General features: G+C 42.7%; 22 protein-coding genes, 2 tRNA genes and 3 rRNA genes. 11 read left to right on the forward strand and 16 right to left on the reverse strand.

Translation table 11 applies throughout. The features are described 5' to 3' along the window. Positions 1-102: 102 nt before the first annotated feature. From ACNS8M_RS02415 to ACNS8M_RS02430, 4 genes are all read right to left on the reverse strand, one after another. Positions 103-927 carry a carbon-nitrogen hydrolase family protein gene (locus ACNS8M_RS02415; protein ID WP_168418885.1) on the reverse strand — a complete coding sequence of 275 codons (825 nt, stop codon included), beginning with the start codon at positions 925-927 and terminating at the stop codon, positions 103-105. Positions 928-948: 21 nt separating this feature from the next. Then, positions 949-1,476, reverse strand: a complete 528-nt coding sequence (gene gigB, locus ACNS8M_RS02420) for an anti-anti-sigma factor GigB (RefSeq protein WP_168418886.1) — start codon at positions 1,474-1,476, stop codon at positions 949-951. 113 nt (positions 1,477-1,589) lie between these two features. Beyond that, the gene (gene gigA / locus ACNS8M_RS02425) at positions 1,590-2,558 is read right to left on the reverse strand and encodes an RsbU family protein phosphatase GigA (RefSeq protein WP_419225074.1); all 969 of its coding nucleotides are present in this window, start codon (positions 2,556-2,558) and stop codon (positions 1,590-1,592) included. Between the two features lie 101 nt (positions 2,559-2,659). Next, the gene (locus ACNS8M_RS02430; RefSeq protein ID WP_168542505.1) at positions 2,660-3,577 is read right to left on the reverse strand and encodes a VacJ family lipoprotein; all 918 of its coding nucleotides are present in this window, start codon (positions 3,575-3,577) and stop codon (positions 2,660-2,662) included. Between the two features lie 558 nt (positions 3,578-4,135). Between ACNS8M_RS02430 and ACNS8M_RS02435 the strand changes: the two genes are divergently transcribed. The 5 genes from ACNS8M_RS02435 (at position 4,136) to rrf (ending at position 9,599) form a co-directional block, all read left to right on the forward strand. Continuing rightward, positions 4,136-5,672 (forward strand): 16S ribosomal RNA (locus tag ACNS8M_RS02435). Between the two features lie 61 nt (positions 5,673-5,733). Then, positions 5,734-5,810, forward strand: a tRNA-Ile gene (locus ACNS8M_RS02440). Positions 5,811-5,874: 64 nt separating this feature from the next. Beyond that, a tRNA-Ala gene (locus ACNS8M_RS02445) sits at positions 5,875-5,950 on the forward strand. A gap of 418 nt (positions 5,951-6,368) precedes the next feature. Continuing rightward, positions 6,369-9,261, forward strand: a 23S ribosomal RNA gene (locus ACNS8M_RS02450). A 223-nt stretch (positions 9,262-9,484) separates the two neighbouring features. Next, positions 9,485-9,599: ribosomal RNA gene (gene rrf / locus ACNS8M_RS02455) — 5S ribosomal RNA — on the forward strand. Together the 16S, 23S and 5S rRNA genes with 2 tRNA genes alongside form the textbook arrangement of a ribosomal RNA operon. Before the next feature lie 159 nt (positions 9,600-9,758). Here the strand turns inward: rrf and ACNS8M_RS02460 are convergent. Both ACNS8M_RS02460 and ACNS8M_RS02465 read right to left on the reverse strand, forming a co-directional pair. Next, entirely contained in the window at positions 9,759-11,141 is a 1,383-nt protein-coding gene (locus tag ACNS8M_RS02460; RefSeq protein ID WP_419225075.1) for a dihydrolipoyl dehydrogenase, read from the reverse strand. An 89-nt stretch (positions 11,142-11,230) separates the two neighbouring features. Continuing rightward, a complete protein-coding gene (locus tag ACNS8M_RS02465) occupies positions 11,231-12,403 on the reverse strand; it encodes a hypothetical protein (protein ID WP_419225317.1) in 1,173 nt (390 codons plus the stop codon). Between the two features lie 94 nt (positions 12,404-12,497). On the opposite strand from ACNS8M_RS02465, the gene ACNS8M_RS02470 reads away from it, so the two are divergent. Beyond that, positions 12,498-13,649 (forward strand): IS4-like element ISAbe18 family transposase, encoded by a 1,152-nt coding sequence (locus tag ACNS8M_RS02470; protein WP_419225076.1) that lies wholly within the window; start codon positions 12,498-12,500, stop codon positions 13,647-13,649. Between the two features lie 253 nt (positions 13,650-13,902). Here ACNS8M_RS02470 and ACNS8M_RS02475 read toward each other — a convergent pair whose 3' ends face one another. After that, positions 13,903-14,322 (reverse strand): beta-lactamase hydrolase domain-containing protein, encoded by a 420-nt coding sequence (locus ACNS8M_RS02475; protein ID WP_419225077.1) that lies wholly within the window; start codon positions 14,320-14,322, stop codon positions 13,903-13,905. Then, positions 14,315-14,650, reverse strand: coding sequence for a TIGR01244 family sulfur transferase (locus ACNS8M_RS02480; RefSeq protein WP_136143963.1), 336 nt, complete (start codon positions 14,648-14,650; stop codon positions 14,315-14,317). The genes ACNS8M_RS02475 and ACNS8M_RS02480 overlap by 8 nt, the downstream gene beginning before the upstream one ends. Positions 14,651-14,774: 124 nt before the next feature. Between ACNS8M_RS02480 and ACNS8M_RS02485 the strand changes: the two genes are divergently transcribed. The 3 genes from ACNS8M_RS02485 (at position 14,775) to ACNS8M_RS02495 (ending at position 16,574) form a co-directional block, all read left to right on the forward strand. Then, the gene (locus ACNS8M_RS02485) at positions 14,775-15,671 is read left to right on the forward strand and encodes an alpha/beta hydrolase (RefSeq protein WP_168461840.1); all 897 of its coding nucleotides are present in this window, start codon (positions 14,775-14,777) and stop codon (positions 15,669-15,671) included. Continuing rightward, positions 15,672-16,103: a thioredoxin TrxC gene (trxC, locus tag ACNS8M_RS02490; RefSeq protein WP_136143965.1), complete on the forward strand. Its 432-nt coding sequence runs from the start codon at positions 15,672-15,674 to the stop codon at positions 16,101-16,103. It begins immediately after the preceding gene. Between the two features lie 96 nt (positions 16,104-16,199). Next, positions 16,200-16,574, forward strand: a complete 375-nt coding sequence (locus ACNS8M_RS02495; protein ID WP_228278953.1) for an acyl-CoA thioesterase — start codon at positions 16,200-16,202, stop codon at positions 16,572-16,574. A gap of 66 nt (positions 16,575-16,640) precedes the next feature. Here the strand turns inward: ACNS8M_RS02495 and ACNS8M_RS02500 are convergent, their stop codons facing one another. Then, complete coding sequence (locus ACNS8M_RS02500; RefSeq protein WP_419225078.1) at positions 16,641-17,150, reverse strand: DUF4442 domain-containing protein; 510 nt, start codon at positions 17,148-17,150, stop codon at positions 16,641-16,643. A gap of 12 nt (positions 17,151-17,162) precedes the next feature. After that, the gene (locus tag ACNS8M_RS02505) at positions 17,163-17,651 is read right to left on the reverse strand and encodes a YajQ family cyclic di-GMP-binding protein (RefSeq protein ID WP_168418414.1); all 489 of its coding nucleotides are present in this window, start codon (positions 17,649-17,651) and stop codon (positions 17,163-17,165) included. 91 nt (positions 17,652-17,742) lie between these two features. Between ACNS8M_RS02505 and ACNS8M_RS02510 the strand changes: the two genes are divergently transcribed. After that, on the forward strand, positions 17,743-18,057 hold the full coding sequence (locus ACNS8M_RS02510) for a rhodanese-like domain-containing protein (RefSeq protein ID WP_019838034.1): 315 nt from the start codon (positions 17,743-17,745) through the stop codon (positions 18,055-18,057). Positions 18,058-18,136: 79 nt separating this feature from the next. Here ACNS8M_RS02510 and mnmC read toward each other — a convergent pair whose 3' ends face one another. Genes mnmC through ACNS8M_RS02530 form a run of 4 tightly spaced genes read right to left on the reverse strand, consistent with a single transcriptional unit; the run spans position 18,137 to position 21,501 of the window. Beyond that, complete coding sequence (gene mnmC, locus ACNS8M_RS02515; protein WP_419225079.1) at positions 18,137-20,044, reverse strand: FAD-dependent 5-carboxymethylaminomethyl-2-thiouridine(34) oxidoreductase MnmC; 1,908 nt, start codon at positions 20,042-20,044, stop codon at positions 18,137-18,139. 37 nt (positions 20,045-20,081) lie between these two features. Continuing rightward, the gene (locus ACNS8M_RS02520; protein ID WP_168542423.1) at positions 20,082-20,552 is read right to left on the reverse strand and encodes a hypothetical protein; all 471 of its coding nucleotides are present in this window, start codon (positions 20,550-20,552) and stop codon (positions 20,082-20,084) included. 5 nt (positions 20,553-20,557) lie between these two features. Further along, positions 20,558-20,860, reverse strand: a complete 303-nt coding sequence (locus ACNS8M_RS02525) for a YciI family protein (RefSeq protein WP_019838031.1) — start codon at positions 20,858-20,860, stop codon at positions 20,558-20,560. Between the two features lie 29 nt (positions 20,861-20,889). Beyond that, positions 20,890-21,501: a septation protein IspZ gene (locus tag ACNS8M_RS02530; protein WP_168542421.1), complete on the reverse strand. Its 612-nt coding sequence runs from the start codon at positions 21,499-21,501 to the stop codon at positions 20,890-20,892. Positions 21,502-21,546: 45 nt separating this feature from the next. Here ACNS8M_RS02530 and ACNS8M_RS02535 point away from each other — a divergent pair, with 45 nt between their 5' ends. Beyond that, positions 21,547-22,398 carry a PHP domain-containing protein gene (locus ACNS8M_RS02535; RefSeq protein WP_168542419.1) on the forward strand — a complete coding sequence of 284 codons (852 nt, stop codon included), beginning with the start codon at positions 21,547-21,549 and terminating at the stop codon, positions 22,396-22,398. Positions 22,399-22,479: 81 nt separating this feature from the next. Here ACNS8M_RS02535 and ACNS8M_RS02540 read toward each other — a convergent pair whose 3' ends face one another. After that, complete coding sequence (locus tag ACNS8M_RS02540; RefSeq protein WP_168418420.1) at positions 22,480-23,388, reverse strand: bestrophin family protein; 909 nt, start codon at positions 23,386-23,388, stop codon at positions 22,480-22,482. A 68-nt stretch (positions 23,389-23,456) separates the two neighbouring features. Continuing rightward, complete coding sequence (radC, locus tag ACNS8M_RS02545; protein ID WP_168418421.1) at positions 23,457-24,155, reverse strand: RadC family protein; 699 nt, start codon at positions 24,153-24,155, stop codon at positions 23,457-23,459. Between the last annotated feature and the right edge of the window lie 67 nt (positions 24,156-24,222).

The raw sequence follows: 24,222 nt of genomic DNA on the forward strand, positions 1-24,222 counted from the left end.
AAAAAGACTTAAGGATGTTGAGGCATATAATCTAAAATAAAAAAGGTTGATCACAAAAAATGATCAACTTTTTTATGGGTATTATTTTATGAAATCAAAATATTAAAATTGCAACAAACGACGATGCTGCATTAAGGGCATAGATTCACGGACTTTACTTTGTTCTGCTAAATCAAAGGGTACAGTAATCAGTTGAGCGCCTTCATTTTCCACAATTGCCAATAATTGCCCACGTGAATTGGCCGCACCTGAATGCCCCCAAGTTTGGCGTTTTTCACCATGCCAACCTTGCTGTGCTGCACCCAGTACTTGACACTGGCTGTCCATGCCACGTGCCTGCAACAGCAATTGCCAATGCATTTGACCTGTAGTGTAAGTAAAGGCTGAGGGTGCTGTTAAAATATTTGCACCTTGAGCACGTAAAGTTAAAGCCAATTCAGGAAAGCGCAAGTCATAACACACCATCAAGCCAATATTGCCAAAAGGTGTTTTTGCAACTACCGTTTCAGAGCCAGGTTCAAAAAATTTAGATTCCTGATAACCACCAACAGAGTCACCCACTTGCACATCAAACAAATGAATTTTGTCATAACGTGCTTCAGTTTTTTCAGGACTAATACATAAACTGACCGTGCGTACACGACCATCAGCAATTGTGGAGCCATCAGGGCGATAAGGGCACGGCAAAGTCCCCGCCACAATCCAGATTTGATGTTGATGTGCAAGCTGTTCTAAACGCTGTTGAATAGTTTCAAACTTTGCAGCAGTTTCACGTTGCTTGCCCGCTGCAAAGCAGACAAAATTTTCAGGAAAAACGATCAGTTCTGCACCATCGGCTTTACTTTGTTGAATCAATGTCTCAATGGTTTTGAAGTTTTCTTCCAAATCGTTTTGAGAATTCATTTGTGCAACAGAAAGTAAAGTCATGGGTGCGCTCCAGTAAAGAGATCAGACATTTTGCTGGTTGTTTTCAGCACATTGATCCAGCGTATCTTGTTCTTTTTGTAGCTGTTTGACCAAAGGCTCAAACATATTTTGGTTGTTCTCATTCAGCTTCATGAGAGTTTTGTGTGCATCAAGTACGGTGGTTAGCATATTGCTATGAGTAACATGCTCTTCCACTAACTCGCGTGTGCAGACGGTTGGATCGCCACAGTAATTCAGAATCACAAATACTTGTCCTAAGCCCATGCTGTTGGCTAAGGTGGTAATGTCTGGATTGGTCGAGAGCATGACGGCTTGAATTTGATGCACTTGTTTCAGTTTTAAGCCTAGTTTAGCCAATACGCCCAAAACTGTGCTGTCAATAAATGTGGTTTGAGTTAAATCTACAATTGCACCCACCACATTGGATTGCTGTTCAATTTTACTGAGTAGTTTGTCTAGACTAATACAAGATTGGGCACGCACTTCGCCAAAAAGCTTAAAGATATGCGTTCCATTCAAGCTTGCATATTCAACATGACCTGTTGACATATAAATGCCATTTGCAGAGAAGGATTAAATAATTATCCCATAGCGCCTATGTAGACTCAAGTAGCTTACAGTCGTATATGCGAGGTGTAGATGTTAAGCGATTGAATAATCGTTTATTTTGTACGGCATAAACTCAAAATGGCAATGTCATCTGCCACATGGTCAGGAGCTTGGAAGGACTGATTTTGCAAATGAAAGATCAATTGCTCAAACTGTTCATTCAAGCCACCACTGTAAGGTTCAAGCGCACCATCAGAGCAAATAATAAAACGTGCCTGTTTATTTAAAATACATTCAAATTCTTCCACCTCTAAATCTTCAGTCAGACCCAAAGGAAAGCTGCTGGTATTTAAAATTTTAGGTGCTTGATTGGGCTCAAAAATAATCGCAGGAGGGTAATGCCCAGCACTGGACCAGCGTAATTGGTGGGTTTCAATGTTTAAAATCCCACTAATCATGGTGATATGTTTTTCAATATTTTCTTGAACCAACATACCATTTAATTTTTTAATCAATTCACGTGGTGTTTTAGAGCGGCCATGAAACGCGGCCATCCATGAAGTGAGCAGACTACTGGTCACACCATGTCCAGAAACATCGGCCAAATAGAACATAATTTCTTTGTCGCTGATTTTCCAATAGTCAAACCAATCCCCCGACAAATAAGCCGAAGGTTTAAACAACGTTTCAACTTGGTAGTTGCAAAGCTCAATTGGATTTGGCAGTAATTTTTTTTGTAGTTCTGCAGCAGAAGGTAAGTCACGACTGTCTTGATTACGCTTATATTGCGCATCAATTTTGCGTAGGGCGTGTGGTGGGTTTTCGGGTAAACGATTCCATAACCAACCCGCTAAAGCACCTTGTTCCCAAGCCTGAACCAAGGCTGTACCTTCATCTTCAAAGGCTAAAACAATGGTGGGTAAATTCCATTGATGGGTTAAATAGTCTTGCACATCGGCAATGGCAATAATGGTTGGATCATACAAACTGATGTCATCTATGTGAATCATTTGCACACTAGGAAGTGTGTCGAGCACCTGTTCTAGATATGGAATATCACGTGTGGGTTGAATGAAATACATAGAGGCTTATGTTGACCCTGAACCTAAACAAAGCGTTACTATAACAATGCCTGAATACTCAAGGAAAGTAAAAACTCACCTTGAGTAAAATGTTTTACAAATTATTCTTTGCTTTCATCAGGCAGATTTATTTCTTCTTGATCATCAAAAAACTCTTCGGTTTCATCGTCCACGAAAGAAATACTTTCGGCATCTAGTCCTTTCTTTTCTGCAATTTCAAAGTTTTTACGTTGCAAATAAATATCACGTATTGCCGCATATTTATCGCCTTGTAAAACTTGTTCTACATCTAAAAGCTGAGAGCGTGTATCTAGACCACGCATGACTTGCTCAGACCAATATAAACGGTCATTGCCATCTAAAATATACTTTTGCGGACGAGCCTGACCATCTACTAGCGTTCCAAAACCATCACGGAAGGTGCTTGGGCCGTAAATTGGCAACATGACATAAGGCCCCGATGGCACGCCATAATAGCCTAGGGTTGTACCAAAATTTTCTTCTTCAGTGTCTAAACCTAAACGACGTGCAGGGTCAGCCATGCCTAAAGTGGTGATGGTGTTTAAGCTAAAACGTCCAAGAGTTTTAACTGCACGTAATGGACGACCTTGAATCAGTTGATTGACTGCATTCCAAGGTTCACCTAAGTTTTTACGAAATTGACGATAAGAACCGCGCACTTCTCCAGGTACTTTTTCTGTATATTGCACCGCAAGTGGACGTGCAATATTGCGGTCCAAAATGTCGTTTAAAGCATAAATTTGACGGTTCAAAGGTTGAAGTGGGTCTTTAACTTCATCGGGCTGAGCTGCATTGGCATTCACTTTTAAATCTTTGGCTTTTACATTTTTTAATTCTTTAAGCGCATCTAAACGACTGCTTTTGGTTTCAGTCGTATCTGTAACCATAACTTCAGCAGTTTCTGATTCAACTTCTTCAACTGAAGCGGTTGTTGCATGCGTAGAGGTGATGAATCCTAAAGAAAAAAGGCACACCCAAAGATATTTTTGTTGATACATAAAGAATCCTAGCGCTTAAATCTAAGTAAGCAAAAGCTGTTAAATAGCCGATGCGGATATAGTAACAGTTAATTTGAACGATGTATTAAAGCAAATTTGCTCAAAATATGTGTTAAAAAAATTAAATTGAACAAAAAAACAACGCCTGTAATGATTTTTATGAAAAAAGCCTTGCATGGCAAAATATTTGGCCTATAATGCACATCCATCGGCGGTGATGTTGGTAAAAACTTGTTGAAAAACAATAGCTTGGTTGATTGATTCAAGATTAATTGAGTTTGTTTTGAGTAGATGGGTTTGAAAATAAAATCAACATTACATGTTGACTTTCTTAAAATAGAGAGTAATATGGCCGACCTAGCTTGATGCTGACGAAGCATCGAGAAGATCATTAAGAGATTATGAAGAACAACTTGTGTGGATTTTTACTGATTGATTAATCGAAATATTATCATTGATTGATTGGTTTAAATTACTCGAAGTTTATTTGAGCGAAATTTAAGTCAGAAAATTGATGAGCCAGATTTGGAAGTTTAGATTAAAACTTCAAAATGATTTTAACTGAAGAGTTTGATCATGGCTCAGATTGAACGCTGGCGGCAGGCTTAACACATGCAAGTCGAGCGGGGGAGGTTGCTTCGGTAACTAACCTAGCGGCGGACGGGTGAGTAATGCTTAGGAATCTGCCTATTAGTGGGGGACAACATTCCGAAAGGAATGCTAATACCGCATACGTCCTACGGGAGAAAGCAGGGGATCATTTGACCTTGCGCTAATAGATGAGCCTAAGTCGGATTAGCTAGTTGGTGGGGTAAAGGCCTACCAAGGCGACGATCTGTAGCGGGTCTGAGAGGATGATCCGCCACACTGGGACTGAGACACGGCCCAGACTCCTACGGGAGGCAGCAGTGGGGAATATTGGACAATGGGGGGAACCCTGATCCAGCCATGCCGCGTGTGTGAAGAAGGCCTTTTGGTTGTAAAGCACTTTAAGCGAGGAGGAGGCTCTCTTGGTTAATACCTAAGAAGAGTGGACGTTACTCGCAGAATAAGCACCGGCTAACTCTGTGCCAGCAGCCGCGGTAATACAGAGGGTGCGAGCGTTAATCGGATTTACTGGGCGTAAAGCGCGCGTAGGTGGCTAATTAAGTCAAATGTGAAATCCCCGAGCTTAACTTGGGAATTGCATTCGATACTGGTTGGCTAGAGTATGGGAGAGGATGGTAGAATTCCAGGTGTAGCGGTGAAATGCGTAGAGATCTGGAGGAATACCGATGGCGAAGGCAGCCATCTGGCCTAATACTGACACTGAGGTGCGAAAGCATGGGGAGCAAACAGGATTAGATACCCTGGTAGTCCATGCCGTAAACGATGTCTACTAGCCGTTGGGGGATTTGATCCTTTAGTGGCGCAGCTAACGCGATAAGTAGACCGCCTGGGGAGTACGGTCGCAAGACTAAAACTCAAATGAATTGACGGGGGCCCGCACAAGCGGTGGAGCATGTGGTTTAATTCGATGCAACGCGAAGAACCTTACCTGGCCTTGACATAGTAGAAACTTTCCAGAGATGGATTGGTGCCTTCGGGAATCTACATACAGGTGCTGCATGGCTGTCGTCAGCTCGTGTCGTGAGATGTTGGGTTAAGTCCCGCAACGAGCGCAACCCTTTTCCTTACTTGCCAGCATTTCGGATGGGAACTTTAAGGATACTGCCAGTGACAAACTGGAGGAAGGCGGGGACGACGTCAAGTCATCATGGCCCTTACGGCCAGGGCTACACACGTGCTACAATGGTCGGTACAAAGGGTTGCTACACAGCGATGTGATGCTAATCTCAAAAAGCCGATCGTAGTCCGGATCGCAGTCTGCAACTCGACTGCGTGAAGTCGGAATCGCTAGTAATCGCGGATCAGAATGCCGCGGTGAATACGTTCCCGGGCCTTGTACACACCGCCCGTCACACCATGGGAGTTTGTTGCACCAGAAGTAGGTAGTCTAACCGCAAGGAGGACGCTTACCACGGTGTGGCCGATGACTGGGGTGAAGTCGTAACAAGGTAGCCGTAGGGGAACCTGCGGCTGGATCACCTCCTTAACGAAAGATTGACGATTGGTAAGAATCCACAACAAGTTGTTCTTCATGACGATGTATCTGAGGGTCTGTAGCTCAGTTGGTTAGAGCACACGCTTGATAAGCGTGGGGTCACAAGTTCAAGTCTTGTCAGACCCACCACTACTGACGACGCAAGAGATTGCAGAGTAAACGGAAATCAGAAACATTGACTTATTGATAAGCTGGGGACTTAGCTTAGTTGGTAGAGCGCCTGCTTTGCACGCAGGAGGTCAGGAGTTCGACTCTCCTAGTCTCCACCATACATTACAAAGTAATGTAAAACTGAAGTTAAATTCCAAAGATAGCTTATAGAATTTAGTAAATAGGTTAAATCGTAAAGATTTAATGATTTATTAAATTCTGTGATTTATCACAGTGAACTACTCGCTGACGAGGCGGTAGGAAATCATTAACAGATTGGCAAAATTGAGTCTGAAATAAATTGTTCAACTCATTTAATTCAAGATTGACAGTAATACTTCGGTGTTACGTTTTAATTACGAATTGAAATGAGAACTAGCAAATTAACTGAATCAAGCGTTTTGGTATATGAATCTAATTGAAGCTGTACAGTGCTTAAGTGCACAAGACGTCAAACTGTGAATTAAATAAATATTTTATATTTATTTAATTGTCTTAACCCTACTTGTAGGGGTTAACGACTGTTTGGGGTTGTATAGTCAAGTAATTAAGTGCATGTGGTGGATGCCTTGGCAGTCAGAGGCGAAGAAAGACGTGATAGCCTGCGAAAAGCTCCGGGGAGGCGGCAAATATCCTTTGATCCGGAGATTTCTGAATGGGGGAACCCACCTACCTTAAGGTAGGTATCGTATGATGAATACATAGTCATACGAAGCGAACGCGGGGAAGTGAAACATCTCAGTACCCGTAGGAAAAGAAATCAATTGAGATTCCCTCAGTAGCGGCGAGCGAAAGGGGAAAAGCCCATTAAGTTATGTGTGTTTTAGTGGAATGCTCTGGGAAGTGCAACCATAGTGGGTGATAGTCCTGTACACGAAAGGGCACACATAATGATGACGAGTAGGGCGAGGCACGTGAAACCTTGTCTGAATATGGGGGGACCATCCTCCAAGGCTAAATACTCCTGACTGACCGATAGTGAACCAGTACCGTGAGGGAAAGGCGAAAAGAACCCCTGTGAGGGGAGTGAAATAGATCCTGAAACCGCATGCATACAAGCAGTGGGAGCCGACTTGTTCGGTGACTGCGTACCTTTTGTATAATGGGTCAGCGACTTATATTCAGTAGCGAGGTTAACCGCATAGGGGAGCCGTAGAGAAATCGAGTCTTAATAGGGCGTCTAGTTGCTGGGTATAGACCCGAAACCGGGTGATCTATCCATGAGCAGGTTGAAGGTTGGGTAACACTAACTGGAGGACCGAACCCACTGTCGTTGAAAAGCCAGGGGATGACTTGTGGATAGGGGTGAAAGGCTAATCAAACTCGGTGATAGCTGGTTCTCCCCGAAAGCTATTTAGGTAGCGCCTCGGACGAATACCATTGGGGGTAGAGCACTGTTTCGGCTAGGGGGTCATCCCGACTTACCAAACCGATGCAAACTCCGAATACCAATGAGTACTATCCGGGAGACAGACTGCGGGTGCTAACGTCCGTAGTCAAGAGGAAAACAATCCAGACCGCCAGCTAAGGCCCCAAAATCATAGTTAAGTGGGAAACGATGTGGGAAGGCATAGACAGCTAGGAGGTTGGCTTAGAAGCAGCCACCCTTTAAAGAAAGCGTAATAGCTCACTAGTCGAGTCGGCCTGCGCGGAAGATGTAACGGGGCTAAAACTATGTGCCGAAGCTGCGGATGTATACTTTGTATACGTGGTAGGGGAGCGTTCTGTAAGCCGACGAAGGTGGATTGAGAAGTCTGCTGGAGGTATCAGAAGTGCGAATGCTGACGTGAGTAACGACAAAACGGGTGAAAAACCCGTTCGCTGAAAGACCAAGGGTTCCAGTCCAACGTTAATCGGGGCTGGGTGAGTCGACCCCTAAGGCGAGGCCGAGAGGCGTAGTCGATGGGAAATTGGTTAATATTCCAATACTTCAGTGTAATGCGATGAGAGGACGGAGAAGGTTAAGTCAGCCTGGCGTTGGTTGTCCAGGTGAAAGGAAGTAGGCATGCATCTTAGGCAAATCCGGGGTGCTCTATGCTGAGATCTGATAGCAAGCTGTACTTGTACAGTGAAGTGGCTGATACCCTGCTTCCAGGAAAAGTCTCTAAGCTTCAGTTACACTGGAATCGTACCCGAAACCGACACAGGTGGTCAGGTCGAGTAGACCAAAGCGCTTGAGAGAACTCTGCTGAAGGAACTAGGCAAAATGGTACCGTAACTTCGGGAGAAGGTACGCTGTTGATGGTGATAGGACTTGCTCCTTGAGCTGTCGACAGCCTCAGAAACCAGGCCGCTGCAACTGTTTATTAAAAACATAGCACTCTGCAAACACGAAAGTGGACGTATAGGGTGTGATGCCTGCCCGGTGCTGGAAGGTTAATTGATGGGGTTAGCGTAAGCGAAGCTCTTGATCGAAGCCCCAGTAAACGGCGGCCGTAACTATAACGGTCCTAAGGTAGCGAAATTCCTTGTCGGGTAAGTTCCGACCTGCACGAATGGCATAATGATGGCGGCGCTGTCTCCAGCAGAGGCTCAGTGAAATCGAATTCGCCGTGAAGATGCGGTGTACCCGCGGCTAGACGGAAAGACCCCGTGAACCTTTACTGCAGCTTGACATTGAACTTTGACCTTACTTGTGTAGGATAGGTGGGAGGCTTTGAAACTCGGACGCTAGTTCGAGTGGAGCCGTCCTTGAAATACCACCCTGGTAATGTTGAGGTTCTAACTCTGTCCCGTTATCCGGGACGAGGACCATGTCTGGTGGGTAGTTTGACTGGGGCGGTCTCCTCCTAAAGAGTAACGGAGGAGTACGAAGGTGCGCTCAGCGTGGTCGGAAATCACGCGTAGAGTATAAAGGCAAAAGCGCGCTTAACTGCGAGACCCACAAGTCGAGCAGGTACGAAAGTAGGTCTTAGTGATCCGGTGGTTCTGTATGGAAGGGCCATCGCTCAACGGATAAAAGGTACTCTGGGGATAACAGGCTGATACCGCCCAAGAGTTCATATCGACGGCGGTGTTTGGCACCTCGATGTCGGCTCATCTCATCCTGGGGCTGAAGCAGGTCCCAAGGGTATGGCTGTTCGCCATTTAAAGAGGTACGCGAGCTGGGTTTAGAACGTCGTGAGACAGTTCGGTCCCTATCTACCGTGGGCGCTGGAAATTTGAGAGGATCTGCTCCTAGTACGAGAGGACCAGAGTGGACGAACCTCTGGTGTACCGGTTGTGACGCCAGTCGCATCGCCGGGTAGCTATGTTCGGAAGGGATAACCGCTGAAAGCATCTAAGCGGGAAGCCTACCTCAAGATAAGATTTCCCCGAGGCTTTATGCCTCCTAAAGAGCCGTTGAAGACTACGACGTTGATAGGTTGGATGTGGAAGCATAGCGATATGTGAAGCTGACCAATACTAATTGCTCGTGAGGCTTGACTATACAACACCCAAACAGTTGTTGTATCACAAGCATCAATCGATTCATAAAAGATCACTTAAACCTGATCAGATCAAATATCTTGATTCAGCCCTTGCTGAACATGAAATTTCAGATACAATAGCCAACCTGTTAATAACTCATTTGGAACGAAGTAAGGCATTACAAGCGAAAGCATCGAGCTTAAGCAATGTAACTAAGACCCGAACAAGTCCATAACAGTTGTGCTGGCGACAATAGCAAGAGTGAACCACCTGATCCCTTCCCGAACTCAGAAGTGAAACCTCTTCGCGCTGATGGTAGTGTGGGGTTACCCATGTGAGAGTAAGTCATCGCCAGCTCATTATTCTAAGTCCCCCTTCTCTTTGAGATGGGGGATTTTTTTATGCAGAAAGTAAATAAAAATATGAAATAAAAGAATATTAAAAATAAAGAACACCAAAAAATAAAACCATCAATGGATGGTTTTAAAGGTAAATATTCGATTTTATTTGAGAACTTTAATTGGCTTTTCGTAGTTGTCTGCGTGCATGTTTAAATGCAGTTCTTAGCCCTTCCTCTAGGGTTGGATGGTAGAACGGCTTATCTAAAATATCTTCAAGTGAAAGTTCCTCATCAATCATCCATGCAAGTAAATGAGCCATGTGTTCTGCTGCTCCGACAAACAGTTCTGCACCTAAGAGTTTATGGTTACTTGAATCAATATAGACTTCAATACCACCTTTATTTTTACCTAAAACTAAAGCACGACCTTGTTTTTCATAAGAAACAAAACCTGTTGTGAATGCAATATTCTGATCTTTTAGCTGTTTGTAGCTTTGTCCTACAGTTGCCATTTCAGGTGAGCTAAACACAATTCCGATTGGTGTTAGTGTTTTTAAATTTATTAGGTTTGGATAATTCAGACAATTGTGAACAGCTTCACGGCCTTCATGTGCAGCTTCGTGCTGAATTGGTGTATTTGTATGGGCATCACCGACTACAAAAATAGCATGTTGCCCAAGTTGTTTGGTGTAGGCATCAATTGGGAGGTGTTTTGAGTTATTAAAGCTCTGATCTATATTTTCGAGTTGAAGTTGATCTAAATAGCTACGTCTACCTGTAGCAACCAGTACGTAATCGGCAGTTAAGTTTTGTGTTTGTCCATTTTCTTGATATTCAATTTGCACACCTTGCGCTGTTTTTTTAAGTTGGGTTGGCAAGGTTTCAAATTTAATGTTCAATTCTTTGTTGAGGGTATCTTGGGCAATTTTTTGTAGTTCAGGACTACTGAGAGAGCCTACTTTGCGACTACGTGCAAAAATAGTGGTATGTACTCCTAAGCGCTGCATGGCCTGAGCTAATTCAATTGCAATCACACCGCTACCAATAACTGCCAAAGTCTGAGGTAATGTTTCCAATTCAAAAATTTGGTCTGATGTGATTAAGAGTTCACCCAAAGCTTGTTTCCATGATTGGTCATAAGTAGGGGTAGAACCCACAGCAATAATAAAGGATTTCGCTTGATATCGTTGTCCATTGACTTGAATGGTATGGGCATCTACGAATGTCGCAAAGCCAGAAATTTTGTGGGATGCCTCCCAGTGATCTACATCTTTCTGTGTTGCTGCAGTAAAGCGGTAACGTAATTGACGTACGTGTGACATGATTTGAGATGTATCAATTTTTGCATTTATAGTAAGTGCAACTTCTTGTGCATGTTGAATGTCGTGCATTCGATTGGCACTAGAAATTAGCACTTTGCTAGGCATACAGCCAACACGGGCACAAGTGGTATCCCAAGGGCCATGGTTAATGATAAGTAGATTTTTGGTATGTTTAATGGCTTCTTTATAGGCGCTAATGCCGGCGGTTCCTGCACCAATGATAATGAGGTCGTACATATGTAGTCTTAACTTATTAAATTTCTTTAAATCTAATACAAAAAAGCCTCCATGTTGGAGGCTTTTTTGTATTCTTAGATTAACATTTATTAGTATTTGATAGCACTTGGAGAGCTAAATTCTGTGATTATACCTGAAGCTGTATTTTTTGATTGGCCTGCATAAGTCACGCCATTAAGAACGTGTTTGAATTTTAAAATTGAATCTACTGCAGATTGTTTAAAATCAAGAATGCTTGGACCTTCCAGGTAAATACTTCCAATAAACTCTTTAGCATTTAAGGTTGGTTGTTCATGTTCTACACGTGTTCCAGATATTGTAACACTTGGCAGATTTAAAGTTTCAATGTTATTCAAAATTTTGTATGTACTTGGAGCAACACCTAATTCAGAATCAATACGGAAATTTACTGGCTCAGCAAAAGCTACATTAGTATTATCGTTAATTAATGTATTAAAACCTGAACCAGCTTCAGTTACATAATATTCACTGTCATCTGAAGTTTTTGGTACCTTATAAATGCTGAGAGCTCCCATTACTGTACTTTCTGTAGCACCAGCTTTTGTTACAGTTATTTTGAAATCACTTGTTTCACTATTAATTAAGATAAAACGTTTCTGAAGGCCGTCAGTTTGTGCAAATGGGTATGAAAATGCACCAGAAATCGCGATATCTTGTAAATGTTTTAATTTATTTTCATTTTCAAATACAAATAAATACGTTTCACCATAATAACTTTTTAAATCTGGTGTGACTTCTTCAGACTTTAAGCGAATATTTGCTAAATCATTACCAATCGTTTGATCATTTAGGTTATCTATCGTGCCATCATCAATAACAAAATCCCAGGCATCATATTTTGCTCCTAGTAATGTATTGATTTCATCTCCTTTGAAAATATAGCAAGTACGGTAATCTGATGTACTTTCGTCATAACATTTTTCTTTACGGTTTGTTGTAGCAAAAGCTGTAAAGTCAACATTTCTAATATCTTGAGATATTTTTAATATGCTTTGTGCATAAGCATCTAGTGCGTGGTCAACATAACCTTTTTGTTCAGGATCAGCCTGTCCAAATAATGCTGCCCCTTCAGCTTTTAATTCATTAAAAATTTTTTGAGCATCTGCTGGTGTTGTGGCACCACCAGTCGATGGTTGGGTCGGAGGGTTTCCAATATTAGTGCCTTTATTATCGTAATAACCATCACTTCCACCGCCCCCACATGCGGTAAGTAAACCAGTTAATGCTACTGCAAGCGTCACTGCTGTCCCATAGTTTGCTTTAAATAAAAAAACCTGAGTCCTAACAGTTAAAATATGAGTGCAAACAAACACTTTAACGACCAGGATTCAGGTTTTGTCACATCAGAATACCGTATTTCATGAGCTAATTAAACCTGTTGTGCGACAGGATTTTGAACAACTTGCTAAAGTACACCATGTTGGACAGAAATTTAGAGCGGCTTCCCGGTGGGATCAGTTTATTGCCATATTGATGTCTCAATTCTCTTGTAGGCAAAGTCTGAGAGATATTCAATCCAATTTGGAGTGCCAACAGGAAAAGCTAAGTCATCTCGGAGCAAAGTCTATTCCCCGAAGCACGCTGGCACGAATCAATGAGCAGCAGCCTGCTACCTTGTATCAACAGCTATTTTACAAGTTGCTTAAATACTATGAACACTCAAAAGTAGCTCATAAATTTCGCTTTAAGAATCCCTTGTATTCCTTGGATGCCAGTCATATTGACCTGTCGCTTTCCTTATGTGAATGGGCCAAAGTTCACGACTCAAAAGCCAGCATGAAACTCAGTATAGGATTGAATCACAGCAATGATATTCCTGAGTTTGTTGCAGTTGAAAATGGCAAAGAAAATGACATGGTACAAGGCCGCAAATTCCAGTTTCCTGCTGGCAGCATTGTAGTTTTTGATAAAGGCTATGTCGATTACCAATGGTATGCAAATCTGACTGCTCAAAACATTGGATTTGTCACACGTTTTAGGCCTAAATCTGTGTATCAGGTGATCCAGCAACATCCAGTGCTTGAATCCAAAGGTATTCTAAAAGATGAAACCATTCAGCTAAATAGCGCACATGCCCTAAAAAGAAAAGCCCCAGTGTTAAGAAGAATTGAATATAGAGATCAGCAAAGTGGCAAGCACTTTAGCTTTCTCAGCAATAACTTTCATTTAGCCGCCTCCACCATTGCGGCGATTTATAAAGATCGTTGGAAAGTTGAGCTGTTCTTTAAGGCGATTAAGCAGAATCTCAAATTAAAAGCGTTTCTAGGCCGCAGCAGGAACGCAATTCAGACACAAATCTGGATTGCGATGATCGCCTATTTATTGGTGAGTTTCGCTCGACATTTAGGAAAAACAGGTTGGACAGTTCAACGTTTACTCAGAATAATTCAAGTGAATTTGTTTGAAAGAAGAGCTTTAAAAGCTTTATTTTCACCCGATAAAATACCCATAAAACAAGAGGAAGCTCAAATGAGCTTCCTCTTGTGAAAAATTGTGGGACAGCAATGCTGCAAGCGTTCCTTTTAAAAAATTCATTGTGTAATACCCCGAATTATATTGTTATTAACAAAAAAATAATTTTGCAAAGATAGCATATATTAAAAATGGCGCATATAGCGCCATAGGTTGAACAATAGATAAAAATTATAAACTAGTCCCCACACTCACACCTACAGTCGGGCGCACTTGCATCGAACTACACGCAGTGAGAACTAAGACGCACATTACTGCCAATAAAATTTTATTCATGCAACAAACCTTGAGATTTTGCTTGATGAAATAAAGCACTGGAACGAGCACCACTACGACAAATCATCAGAATGGGTTTTGGAAGCTCATTATAATATTTGGCAAATTCAAGAATATCTGTTTGAGAAATTTTACCGCTACTAACGGGCTGATAAATCACACTGACCTGAGATTTTTCTGCAATATTGCGTAATTCACTGACTTTGACCACATTGCCAATCTCTTGATCAGGGCGGTTCACAATCACCGATTTAAAACCCTGCCGTATCAATTGTGAAAACTTAGCAGTATTCATCTGACCTGCAACGCTGACTTTGTTTGTTAGCATCTGTGTATTGTTCGCATAACTCAGTGAGATACTGCTGCAGATCAGAATACAGCAAAACACATGTTTGAGGATGTGTTTAGTCATCCAACAAATCCATTTGTTTAGCTAACTGGAATAAGTTATTTGAGCGGTTACCTGTACGGCAGAACATCAACACAGGTTTTGGCAATTCATTATAGTGATTGGCAAATGCACGAACATCTAGCTCGGTAATCTGACCTGATACCACAGGTTGATAAACATAATCTATACCTGCAGCACGTGCGGCTTCTTCAATTTGTGCACTGGTGGGCTGTTCAGGACCACCTTCCATATCTGGGCGGTTATTAATAATTGACTTAAAACCTTTCTCAAGCACCTGAGTTACATGCTCAGGACCAATTTGACCAGCAAAACCGACTTGTTCAGACATGGGAAACACTCCATCATTTTATTCATGACAATATGTTTTATGATAGCATTAAGCAGATTCATGAGCTGAATGTTCTGAAATATTTATAACGATGATAACGATAAAATAACGCAATGGAGCGCGTATGCATTCCTACACGGTCGAGCCTTTATATGTCAAAAGCGATCATGAGGTGATTGCTGCAGACTTTTATCGCCCCAAATCTATAGAAAAGCCCGCGGTGATTCTGATGGCGCATGGTCTGGCGGCCTTGCGGCATTTTAAATTGGTGCAATATGCACAACACTTTGCTCAGGCAGGCTATGCCGTGGTGTTGTTTGATTATCGCTATTGGGGTGGAAGCACAGGTCGTCCACGTGAGTTGGTGTCTATTGAAGCGCAGTTAGATGATTGGCGCAGCATGATTTCACATATCGCAGAACGTAAATCTATAGATGCCAAGCGCATGATTTTATGGGGGACATCGCTCAGCGGTGGATATGTACTCAGTTTGGCTTCACGATTACACAATTTGGCTGCGGTGATGGTACAAGTGCCTTTTGTCGATGGTGCGGAAAGTGCCAAGTTGTATCCTTTGCAGCAACTTCCTAAAGCCTTAAAAATCTCCAGTCAGGATTATATGGGTGCAAAGGTGGGTATGTCGCCAAAAACACTGCCTGTGGTGGCGCAAAAGGCGCTGTGCTTTTTACCTACAGCAGACAGTTATGCAGGTTATATGTCCATTGTAAATTCTGATTATTATTGGAGCGGTACCATTCCTGCGCGGGTGTTTTTTCATTTAATCCGTTATCGTCCCATTCAGGAAGTCCGCCAAATCAACATCCCGGTGTTGTTTATTGCCTCACAGCACGACAGTTTGATTCCAATTGAATCTAGTCGTGAAACAGCCACCAATATTGCGCCTTATGTGCAATATGAAGAGTGGGATATGCAACATTTCGATATTTATCATGGTGAATGGTTTAAAAAAACCATTCAGACCCAATTAGAGTTTTTACAGCAACTGTTTGGAGTTCAGTAAATGATTATTGTGTGTCCTGAGTGTGGTGCAAAAAACCGAGTACCTGAAGATAAATTATCTGCCAGCCCTGCGTGTGGACAGTGCCATCAAGCCTTGATTCCGCTTGCGCCAATTGAACTGAATGAACAAAATTTTAGTCATTTTATTCAAAACAGCGATTTACCTATTCTGATTGATCTTTGGGCAGACTGGTGTGGTCCATGCAAGATGATGGCACCACATTTTGCAACGGTGGCTAAGCAAAATCCGCATGTAGTATTTGCAAAAATTGATACAGAAGCCAATCCACGCTTGAGCAGTGCGTTTCATGTGCGCAGTATTCCAACACTGGTACTGATGAATAAAAGTAATGAAATTGCTAGAATAAGCGGTGCGCTACGTGCGACTGAATTACAACAGTGGTTGGATCAGCAGCTTAACGCCCAGTCTTAATGCACTGTTCGTGCTAACTTAATGCAAATGTCCGGAGTGAACGTGTCAGATTCTCATGCAAAACCAGAGGGAGTGCTTTCCTTACAAACAATTGCCATGCCAGCAGATACCAACTGGAGTGGAGATGTCTTTGGAGGCTGGATCGTTTCACAGATGGACTTAGCGGGTGCAATTCATGCCGAGCGCTTTAGTAAAGGGCGCTGTGCCACGATTTCAATTAACCAAATGACTTTTTTAGTGCCTGTCAAAGTGGGCGATGTGATCAGTTGCTATACCAAAATTTTGAAAGTGGGCAATACCTCAATTCAAATGCAAATTGAAGTGTGGGACAGCCATGATGATTCACGTGAAGCAGTATGTGTTACCGAAGGGGTGTTTACCTTTGTTGCGGTAGATGTCAAAGGTTCAAAACGTCAGATTCCTGAAGAATCCAAACAGAAGTTTTTAGAGGCTCAGGCGAGCCAAGCGTAGTTATTTTAAGTGACTATAAAAAATCCCAGATCTGTAATCTGGGATTTTTTGCTTTAAGGAATAATCTTAGGCTTGTTTCTGCTTTAAATGTGCTTTAGACACCCAAGCCCACAGCATTTCACACTGAATCGGAGCTTCACCAGATTCATCCATGACACTGACATTGACCAGTGTTTCGCCTTTATCGGTGCTGTGTATGAGTTGTTGCTGTTCGGGGCTTAAGGTCGCAATGGCGGTCATAGCACCTTGAGTAGGGCGTTTAAAGTCTACTTTCAAGCTTTTAATCAGCACAATTGCACTATCTGGCACATTCATAGCTGTCACAAAACCTGTTGCAGTTTCGGCAAGCAGCGCCATTGCACAGGCATGTACTTGCCCAATATGGTTTTGCATGGCTTTGTGATTGGCAATGCTGACTACCACTTGTGATGGAGTCACTTCGTGATAGCGAATTTTTGCACTACCCACCATAGGCACGACACGACCAAAAGCTTGACTTAAAAGGCGGCTTTGAATGCCTTTAGGCAATTTTGATGTTGCTTTGACCAGTTTGTTTAAGCGATTGGTTGGTGTCATGGCATCCCCAAATTAATCTTTAAAGTTATTAAATTGCAATGGCAGACCAAATTGTTGCTCTTTCAAGAACGCCATCACTTGTTGCAAAGTATCGCGTTTCTTGTCGGTTACACGAATTTTGTCACCCTGAATAGAAGATTGCACTTTAATGCCACTGTCTTTAATGGCTTTGTTAATTTTTTTTGCGGTATCTGAGTCAAGACCATCTTTCAGTTTGATCACTTGAATCACATTTTTACCTGATGCCGTCATTTTTTGTGGATCAAGTGCCTGAATGTCGACTTTACGCTTATAGAAGTGATTTTCAAGCATGGTATACACTTGCTCACATTGGAAATCACTTTCAGTGGAGATTTTAATCTCTTTGTTTTTTTCATTGAGTTCGATAGACACATCTTGACCACGAAAATCGAAACGAGTACCAATTTCTTTTTGTGTGTTTTGAACCGCATGATTCACTTCAAAAAGTTCTAATTCAGAAACAATATCGAAAGAAGGCATAATGAAGACCTTTGCAAATGGAAACAATATCTGAGATGCTAGGGATGTTTTCTTCATTTGCCAAGTGTTGTTTACATCAAAGGAGTGCGCAATGATCCGTAAACAAGAAATTACAACATTTGAGTTCCCAGAAAATGCAGTGATCTGGGATGTACGCGATTCAAGTGCTTATGCTGAAGCACACGTGAAAGGGGCAGTAAATCAGCCTATTAGCGATCTTTCAGCAGAGAGCCTCACTCAGGTGTCAGCGGATCAACCGATTTACATTTTATGTGGTGGTGGTAGTAAAGCGCCACGTGCAGCAGAGTTACTTGAGGGTTTTGACAACTCACGTGAATATGTGGTGTTAATGGGTGGTACGCGTGCAGCACGTGATGCTGGCTTAGCACTGGAGCAGGGTGCATAATTTGCAACTGCAAAAAAGAAGCGCCGAAAGGCGCTTTTTTGTTGGGTGTTATTTTATCTTTTTTATCTACAGCTAAGGGCTAGGCTAAGGGGGGGAGATTTTTAAAATATGGTTTTTTGGCTTTCACTTTTTTTTGAAAGCGAGTTACAGCCAGTTTTTGCAGTAAGTTTTTTGGTACAGGGCAGGCTTCTGCTAAAACCTGTGCTGCCAGTATTTCACTGCACAATGGGGCAAATAAAAAGCCTTTAGAACCCAGTCCTGCAAAGCTATAAATTTCCTGATCATCATGCATTTTACCCAGTAAAGGGAAATAGTCCTGACTTTGGGCACGTACAGAAGCACGTCCTTGCCAAGTGTCTACAGGGGCTAAATTTTTAGCATAGGCAGGAAAGACACTGTGGATAAGTTCGTAGTTATGCACATGGTCTTCTGCCAATACATCGCAATCTTCCCGATTTGGATAAAATGATGCGCCTAAAATGAGCTGCTCAGCATTGAGCTGCATGCAATACCCACCATAGCTATAGGCTTGTGATAATGGCAAGGCTTGATTGGCATTATTTAACCAGCTGACTTGCCCACGAATAGGTTTAAGTACAGGATAGTTTTCAAAAAAAGCACCGCTTTGTAGGGCAGCGCAGACAATAACATGATCAAAACGTCCGAGTTCAGCATCTGTACTGTGTAAAATCTGCTGTTGTGCTGCAGCTGTAATTTTTTCAATTTTGGCTTGCTGAAACTGAATGAGTGGGTGTGCAAGAATTTCATCTCGCAGTTGATGTGGAGAAACTGCGCCTGCTTGCAATAAGTTCAAACTGGCAAAGTCACTTTGTGGTATGAGTTCAGCTGCGGTGTGTGCTGTTAAAATATCTGGTGGATATTGTGTGGCTAAATCTAGTAATTCATCGGCATGTTTAAGCGCCAATTGATGAATCTGCAACGGACGAAATGCCTTGAATACGGCATAGTGATTCAAGGCATATTGCCATGCCAGCGTCATTAAGTGATCGGCAGTTTGATGAGCTGGGCAAAGTTTTGGGTTTAACAATGCCAAGGGATTGCCTGAACCACCTGCAAGGGGCGCTGTTTGATCGTAGAGCGTGACTTGATGCCCACGTTGTGCAAATGCCCAAGCACAGCTTAAACCTGCAATTCCTGCGCCTACAATCGCAATATGGCGCTGTTTGGTGGCTGCATTGCGGTTTGTTGCCGCAATTTGTGCCATTTCAGTCTGATCTGATGTTTGCGGCATGTCCGGCGCTTGCCAAACTGCTTTTAGCATTTCCCGTTTATGCCCAAAACCACGTGGGCGGGTAATCTGAATACCGTGTTGTTTTAAGCCACGTTTAAGTACGCCTGCCACACTGAATGAGGCAAAGGTCGTGCCATAGTCTGATAAGGCTACAATGGGGTTCAGTACCGTTTCCTGCCACATATCTGGGTTGCAAGAGGGGGCAAAGCCATCTAAAAACCAAGCGTTTACAGGTGTGGTTTTGGCAATTGCAGGGAATACTTCCTGTGCATCGCCTAGCCATAAATCGAGGCTAAAGCGTTCATCTGGAAGATTTAAACGATGACAGCCTGCTATGGCTGCAGGGTATTGCTGAATCAGCTGTTCAGACAGATGACTCAGTTCTGGCCAAGCGGCTAAGGCACGAATTAGATCGGCTTTGCGGAGTGGAAATTTTTCTACAGAAATGGCGTGCAAGTGACTGTGATTATTAGGACGTACCTGTTGCCACAATTGCCACAGCGCTAAAATATTTAAGCCTGTTCCAAAGCCTGTTTCACCTACGCAAAAATATTCAAAATCGTTGAGTGCTGCCAAGCGGGTGGGTAAGTCGTTGCCCTGTAAAAACACATGCCGCGTTTCGAGCAGGCCATTGTCTTTAGAGAAATACACATCACCAAACTGTTTGGAAATGGGCACATCAATGCCATCGACCAGTTGCCAATCCAGCTCGGCAGTTTGAATAGGCTGAAACAAAACAAAAGTCCTTTAAATGAAAAGGTGCGCAGTCAGATTACCATTGACGACGACGCTTGGTATAAACATAACTGGCAATTAGAAAGCCGAGCAATACGCCTACTGCCAGTGTCGCTGCACCATATAAAAACATTTGTGCACTGCGTTCACTTTGCAGCACTTGGACTTGCACGCCTAAATTATCATTTTTAAGTTGCAGTTCCTGATTTTGTGCTAAGGCATCTAGGTTGGCCTGTTCGAGTTGTTGCAAACGTGTGCTTTGATCTTTAATCAAGGCTTTGGTTTTGGCTTCCTGAATGGCTTTATTTTTAGCAATTTGTTCGGCAGTCAGTGGTTTATTTTGAGTAGCAGGCACTGCGGGATTGCCTGCTGTGGTTGCTGAAGCTGCAGCCGCATTGCTCGCAGCCGCTGTAGGCGCAACTGCAGCAACTGTGTTCGGCATTGGCGTTGGTTCAACAGCAAAGGCGGCTGAACTCAGTAGAACAGCACTGGCAACAACGAAACGCATATTGCTTATCCTTGAGGAAAGGCTTTGTTGAATGGCTTGACGTCAATATGACTGTACACGCCTTCTTTTAAGAAAGGTTCATCTTGTAACCATGCGTCTAAGGCTTCACGGCTATCAAAGTCGACAATCATGGTGCTGCCATAAAAACCTGCTTGTGGATTGCTTGGGTCTTTAGGCATAGCGCCCGCCACAATCAAACGACCTTCTGCATCTAGCTGTTGCAAACGTGCCAAATGTAAAGGACGTGTCGCAAGACGTTTTTCCAGTGTACCTTCACGGTCAGTACAACTTAGAACAAATAAAGGCATAGCTACTCTCGAATATTGCAGATCAGAAATTATTCAGATGTTTTAAAGTATTTGCGCAATACAATAAACTGCACAATGATAAAGGAAAACATTACGATCATGTCACCAAAAGCGGTGAATTCTCCCCAATATTTTCCATCCATAAATAAAAATGCAAAAAACACATGCAGGAAAGACATCACAGCAAACATCGCAGCCCATGCATAATTCAGGTTTTTCCAGCCTGTTTCACTTAAGTTGAACACTGGGCCAAATAAGCGTTGAATAAGGGGTTTACGGTCTTTGCTGAACCACGGCGACAGTAAAAAAGCACCGGCAAAGACAATATTTAAAATGGCGGCTTTGAGGCGGATATAAAAGTCATCGCTCAGCATTAAGGTGACACCACCAAAAATGACAGTCATAAACAACACAATCCATTGTTGTTTATCTAGGCGGAATTTTTGCATGACAAATAATGCGCCATACACCACTAACATGGATATGATCAGACCTGTGGTTGCCACAAGAATATGATTATTATCGACACCGCCTGCAGAGCCGATGAGTTGTAATAATTGATGGTCGGTGTCTTTTGGATCTACAGTTTTGTATAAATAAAAGAAAATAATGAGGGGCACAAAGTCTAAAAGTGCTTTCATGTTAGAGTATCTAAATCTGATCAAATAAATGACATAGTATAAGTGATGCACGGCGTAGATTTACATACACACAGTAATATTTCTGATGGAACTTTGTCACCTGCAGAACTGGTAACTGCAGCCATTCAACAGGGTATTCACACCTTGGCATTGACTGATCATGACACGATGGATGGCGTGCTGTTAGCGCGACAAGCTGCACAGGGACAGGCTTTAGAGATTGTTTCTGGCGTGGAAATTTCGAGTCAGTGGTCACGGCCTGCCACCAAAAAGAGTTACAGCGTGCATGTGGTGGCCTTGAATATGCAAAATCCTGCGCCGTTGCAGGCGGTACTTGAACAGCAAAAACAAATTCGTGCAGAACGTGCCAAGCAAATTTGTGATTTGCTGACTCCGCTGATTGGGCAAGATATTTATAACGATGTACTGGCCAAAGTCGAGGGTGTGGCAGATCGGATTACACGTACACACATTGCCAAAACCTTGCAAGAAAAAGGTTTTGTGACACGTGTTCAGCAAGCATTTGATAAATATATTAAAGAAGGCAAAAAAGCCTATGTGAAATTTGATGGCTTGAGCCTGCAAGACACCATTCGGGTAATTCACGAAAGTCAGGGCTTTGCTGTGTTGGCGCATCCCACTCGTTATGATTTATCTGCCACCAATATTCGTTATTTGATTGAAATTTTTGCCAAATATGGGGGAGATGCTGTGGAGTTACCACCCAATATTGACCCTACTTCGACCCGTCAAATGGTGGATCGTATGATTGCTGAACATGGCCTAAAAGTATCCGTTGGCAGCGATTTTCATGGTGAAAATATGCCATGGATTAAACTGGGTAATATTCCACGAGTGAAAGAGGGGCAAGTCGGGATCTGGGAGAGTTTTGTTTAATAACTCCCTCATCCCAACCTTCTCCCAGATGAAGAAGGAGTTCCTTCCCCGTATAGAAGAGGGCTAGGGAGGGGTAATAAATTAAAGCAAATTATTGTCTTGAGCTTGAATAGGCGGTGGGGTTGGTTTGCCCAAAGTACCCAATAATTCAATTTCAATGGTACGCACCATGGCATCTAATGGTAAGTCGTTACTTTGCGTACCAAAAGGTTCTTCAATTTCAGAACTGAGCGCATCTAAGCCTAAAAAGGTATAGGCTAAAATACCGACCAAAAGTGGGGTCGCCAATCCGAGCGTAGACCCCAAACTAAACGGCAGCATAAAACAGAAAAAGTACACAGTACGATTCAGCAATACGGAGTAAGCAAATGGCAGTGGTGTGGTGGCAATACGGTCACAGCCCGTTTGCACCAAACTGAGTTCGGTCACGTGCTGATTCATTTGGGTGTAAATAATATCGGAAATTTCACCTTCTTTTAGGGCTTGCATCAACTCCCATTGAATCAGACTTAGGGTGTATTGTGGTGCGTTGGCCTGTTGATACAGTTGGGTAATCGCTTGCTGGCTCATACCACTGGTTTGTATTAATTCGGTAGGATTGGCGGTTTGATGACGCAGTCGGTCACGTAGTACGTTGGCAAATACAATGACATGCTGAATCACACGCTCACGGCGTGCCTGAGTCAGCATACGGCAGTCACGGTCAAAATGACGTGCATTGGCAATCAGCATGCCCCAGAGTTTACGTGCTTCCCACCAGCGGTCATAACAGGCACTGTTTTTAAAGCCAAGAAAGATCGATAGGACGACACCAATTAAGGTAAAGCCGACTAAGGGCAATTCAGGAAAATGAAAGTAACCAATATAGGACAAACCACCAATAATGGTGGAGAGTAACATCACTACCCCTAAAGGTGGCAAGACCTTGGGTAAAATCGTGCCCCGCCACGAAAATAATAAGTTAAATACGCTGGGTTGATCGACTATCATTTTATTAGAATCATCACAATTTTTTGATGATCTTCTGTGCTTGTGCAGGCTTTGTCAATATACAAATTTTAAGTGTGCTCAAATTTCAGCAATTGTTGCTCGGCAAAGGAAAAATTGCCCTCACTCGAAATGATGCAATGATCAATCAAACGTAGTTCTAGCAACTGACAGGCCTGTTGTATCTGCTGTGTCAGGACTAAATCTGCACGTGAGGGATGTGGCAATCCGAAAGGATGATTGTGTGCAATCACAATTGCCGTTGCGTGTTGGCTAATCGCAAAACGCAACAATTGATTAATGGAAATTTCACAAGAATTTAGCGCGCCATAGAACAGTTTTTTAAAGCTAATTTTTCTTAAACAGGCATCTAGGCAAAGTACAGCAAAGACCTCACGTGTTTCACCTAAAAGTTCAAAACGTAAATATTCCATTAAGCGTTTTGAATTGCTCAGCTCTATGGTCTCTTGTTTTAAATGTTCAGCCACATAACGCCGTCCAAGCTCTTTGACTGCCATGAGCTGCGAATATTTGCTGCTGCCCATGCCGTGAAACTGGCACAGCTCTGTGATTGGGGCATCTAATAAGGCGGTTAAGTTGCCAAAATGTTGAATCAGCAGTCGTGCTAACTCCACCGCTGAATGTTGCTGTGAGCCAGAGCGTAGGAAAATAGCCAATAGTTCGGCATCAGATAAACTGGCAGCACCTTGCTGAATGAGACGTTCACGCGGCCGTTCTTGTTCAGGCCAATGTTTAATAGATAAATGCATTGTTATTTGACTTTTTTATTCTAAATTTGAAAATTTAATCCAAGCAGATCTCTTGGGAATGACATTA

The sequence above is a fragment of the Acinetobacter sp. A2 genome, assembly GCF_048537555.1.
In the GTDB taxonomy this organism is placed as follows: domain Bacteria; phylum Pseudomonadota; class Gammaproteobacteria; order Pseudomonadales; family Moraxellaceae; genus Acinetobacter.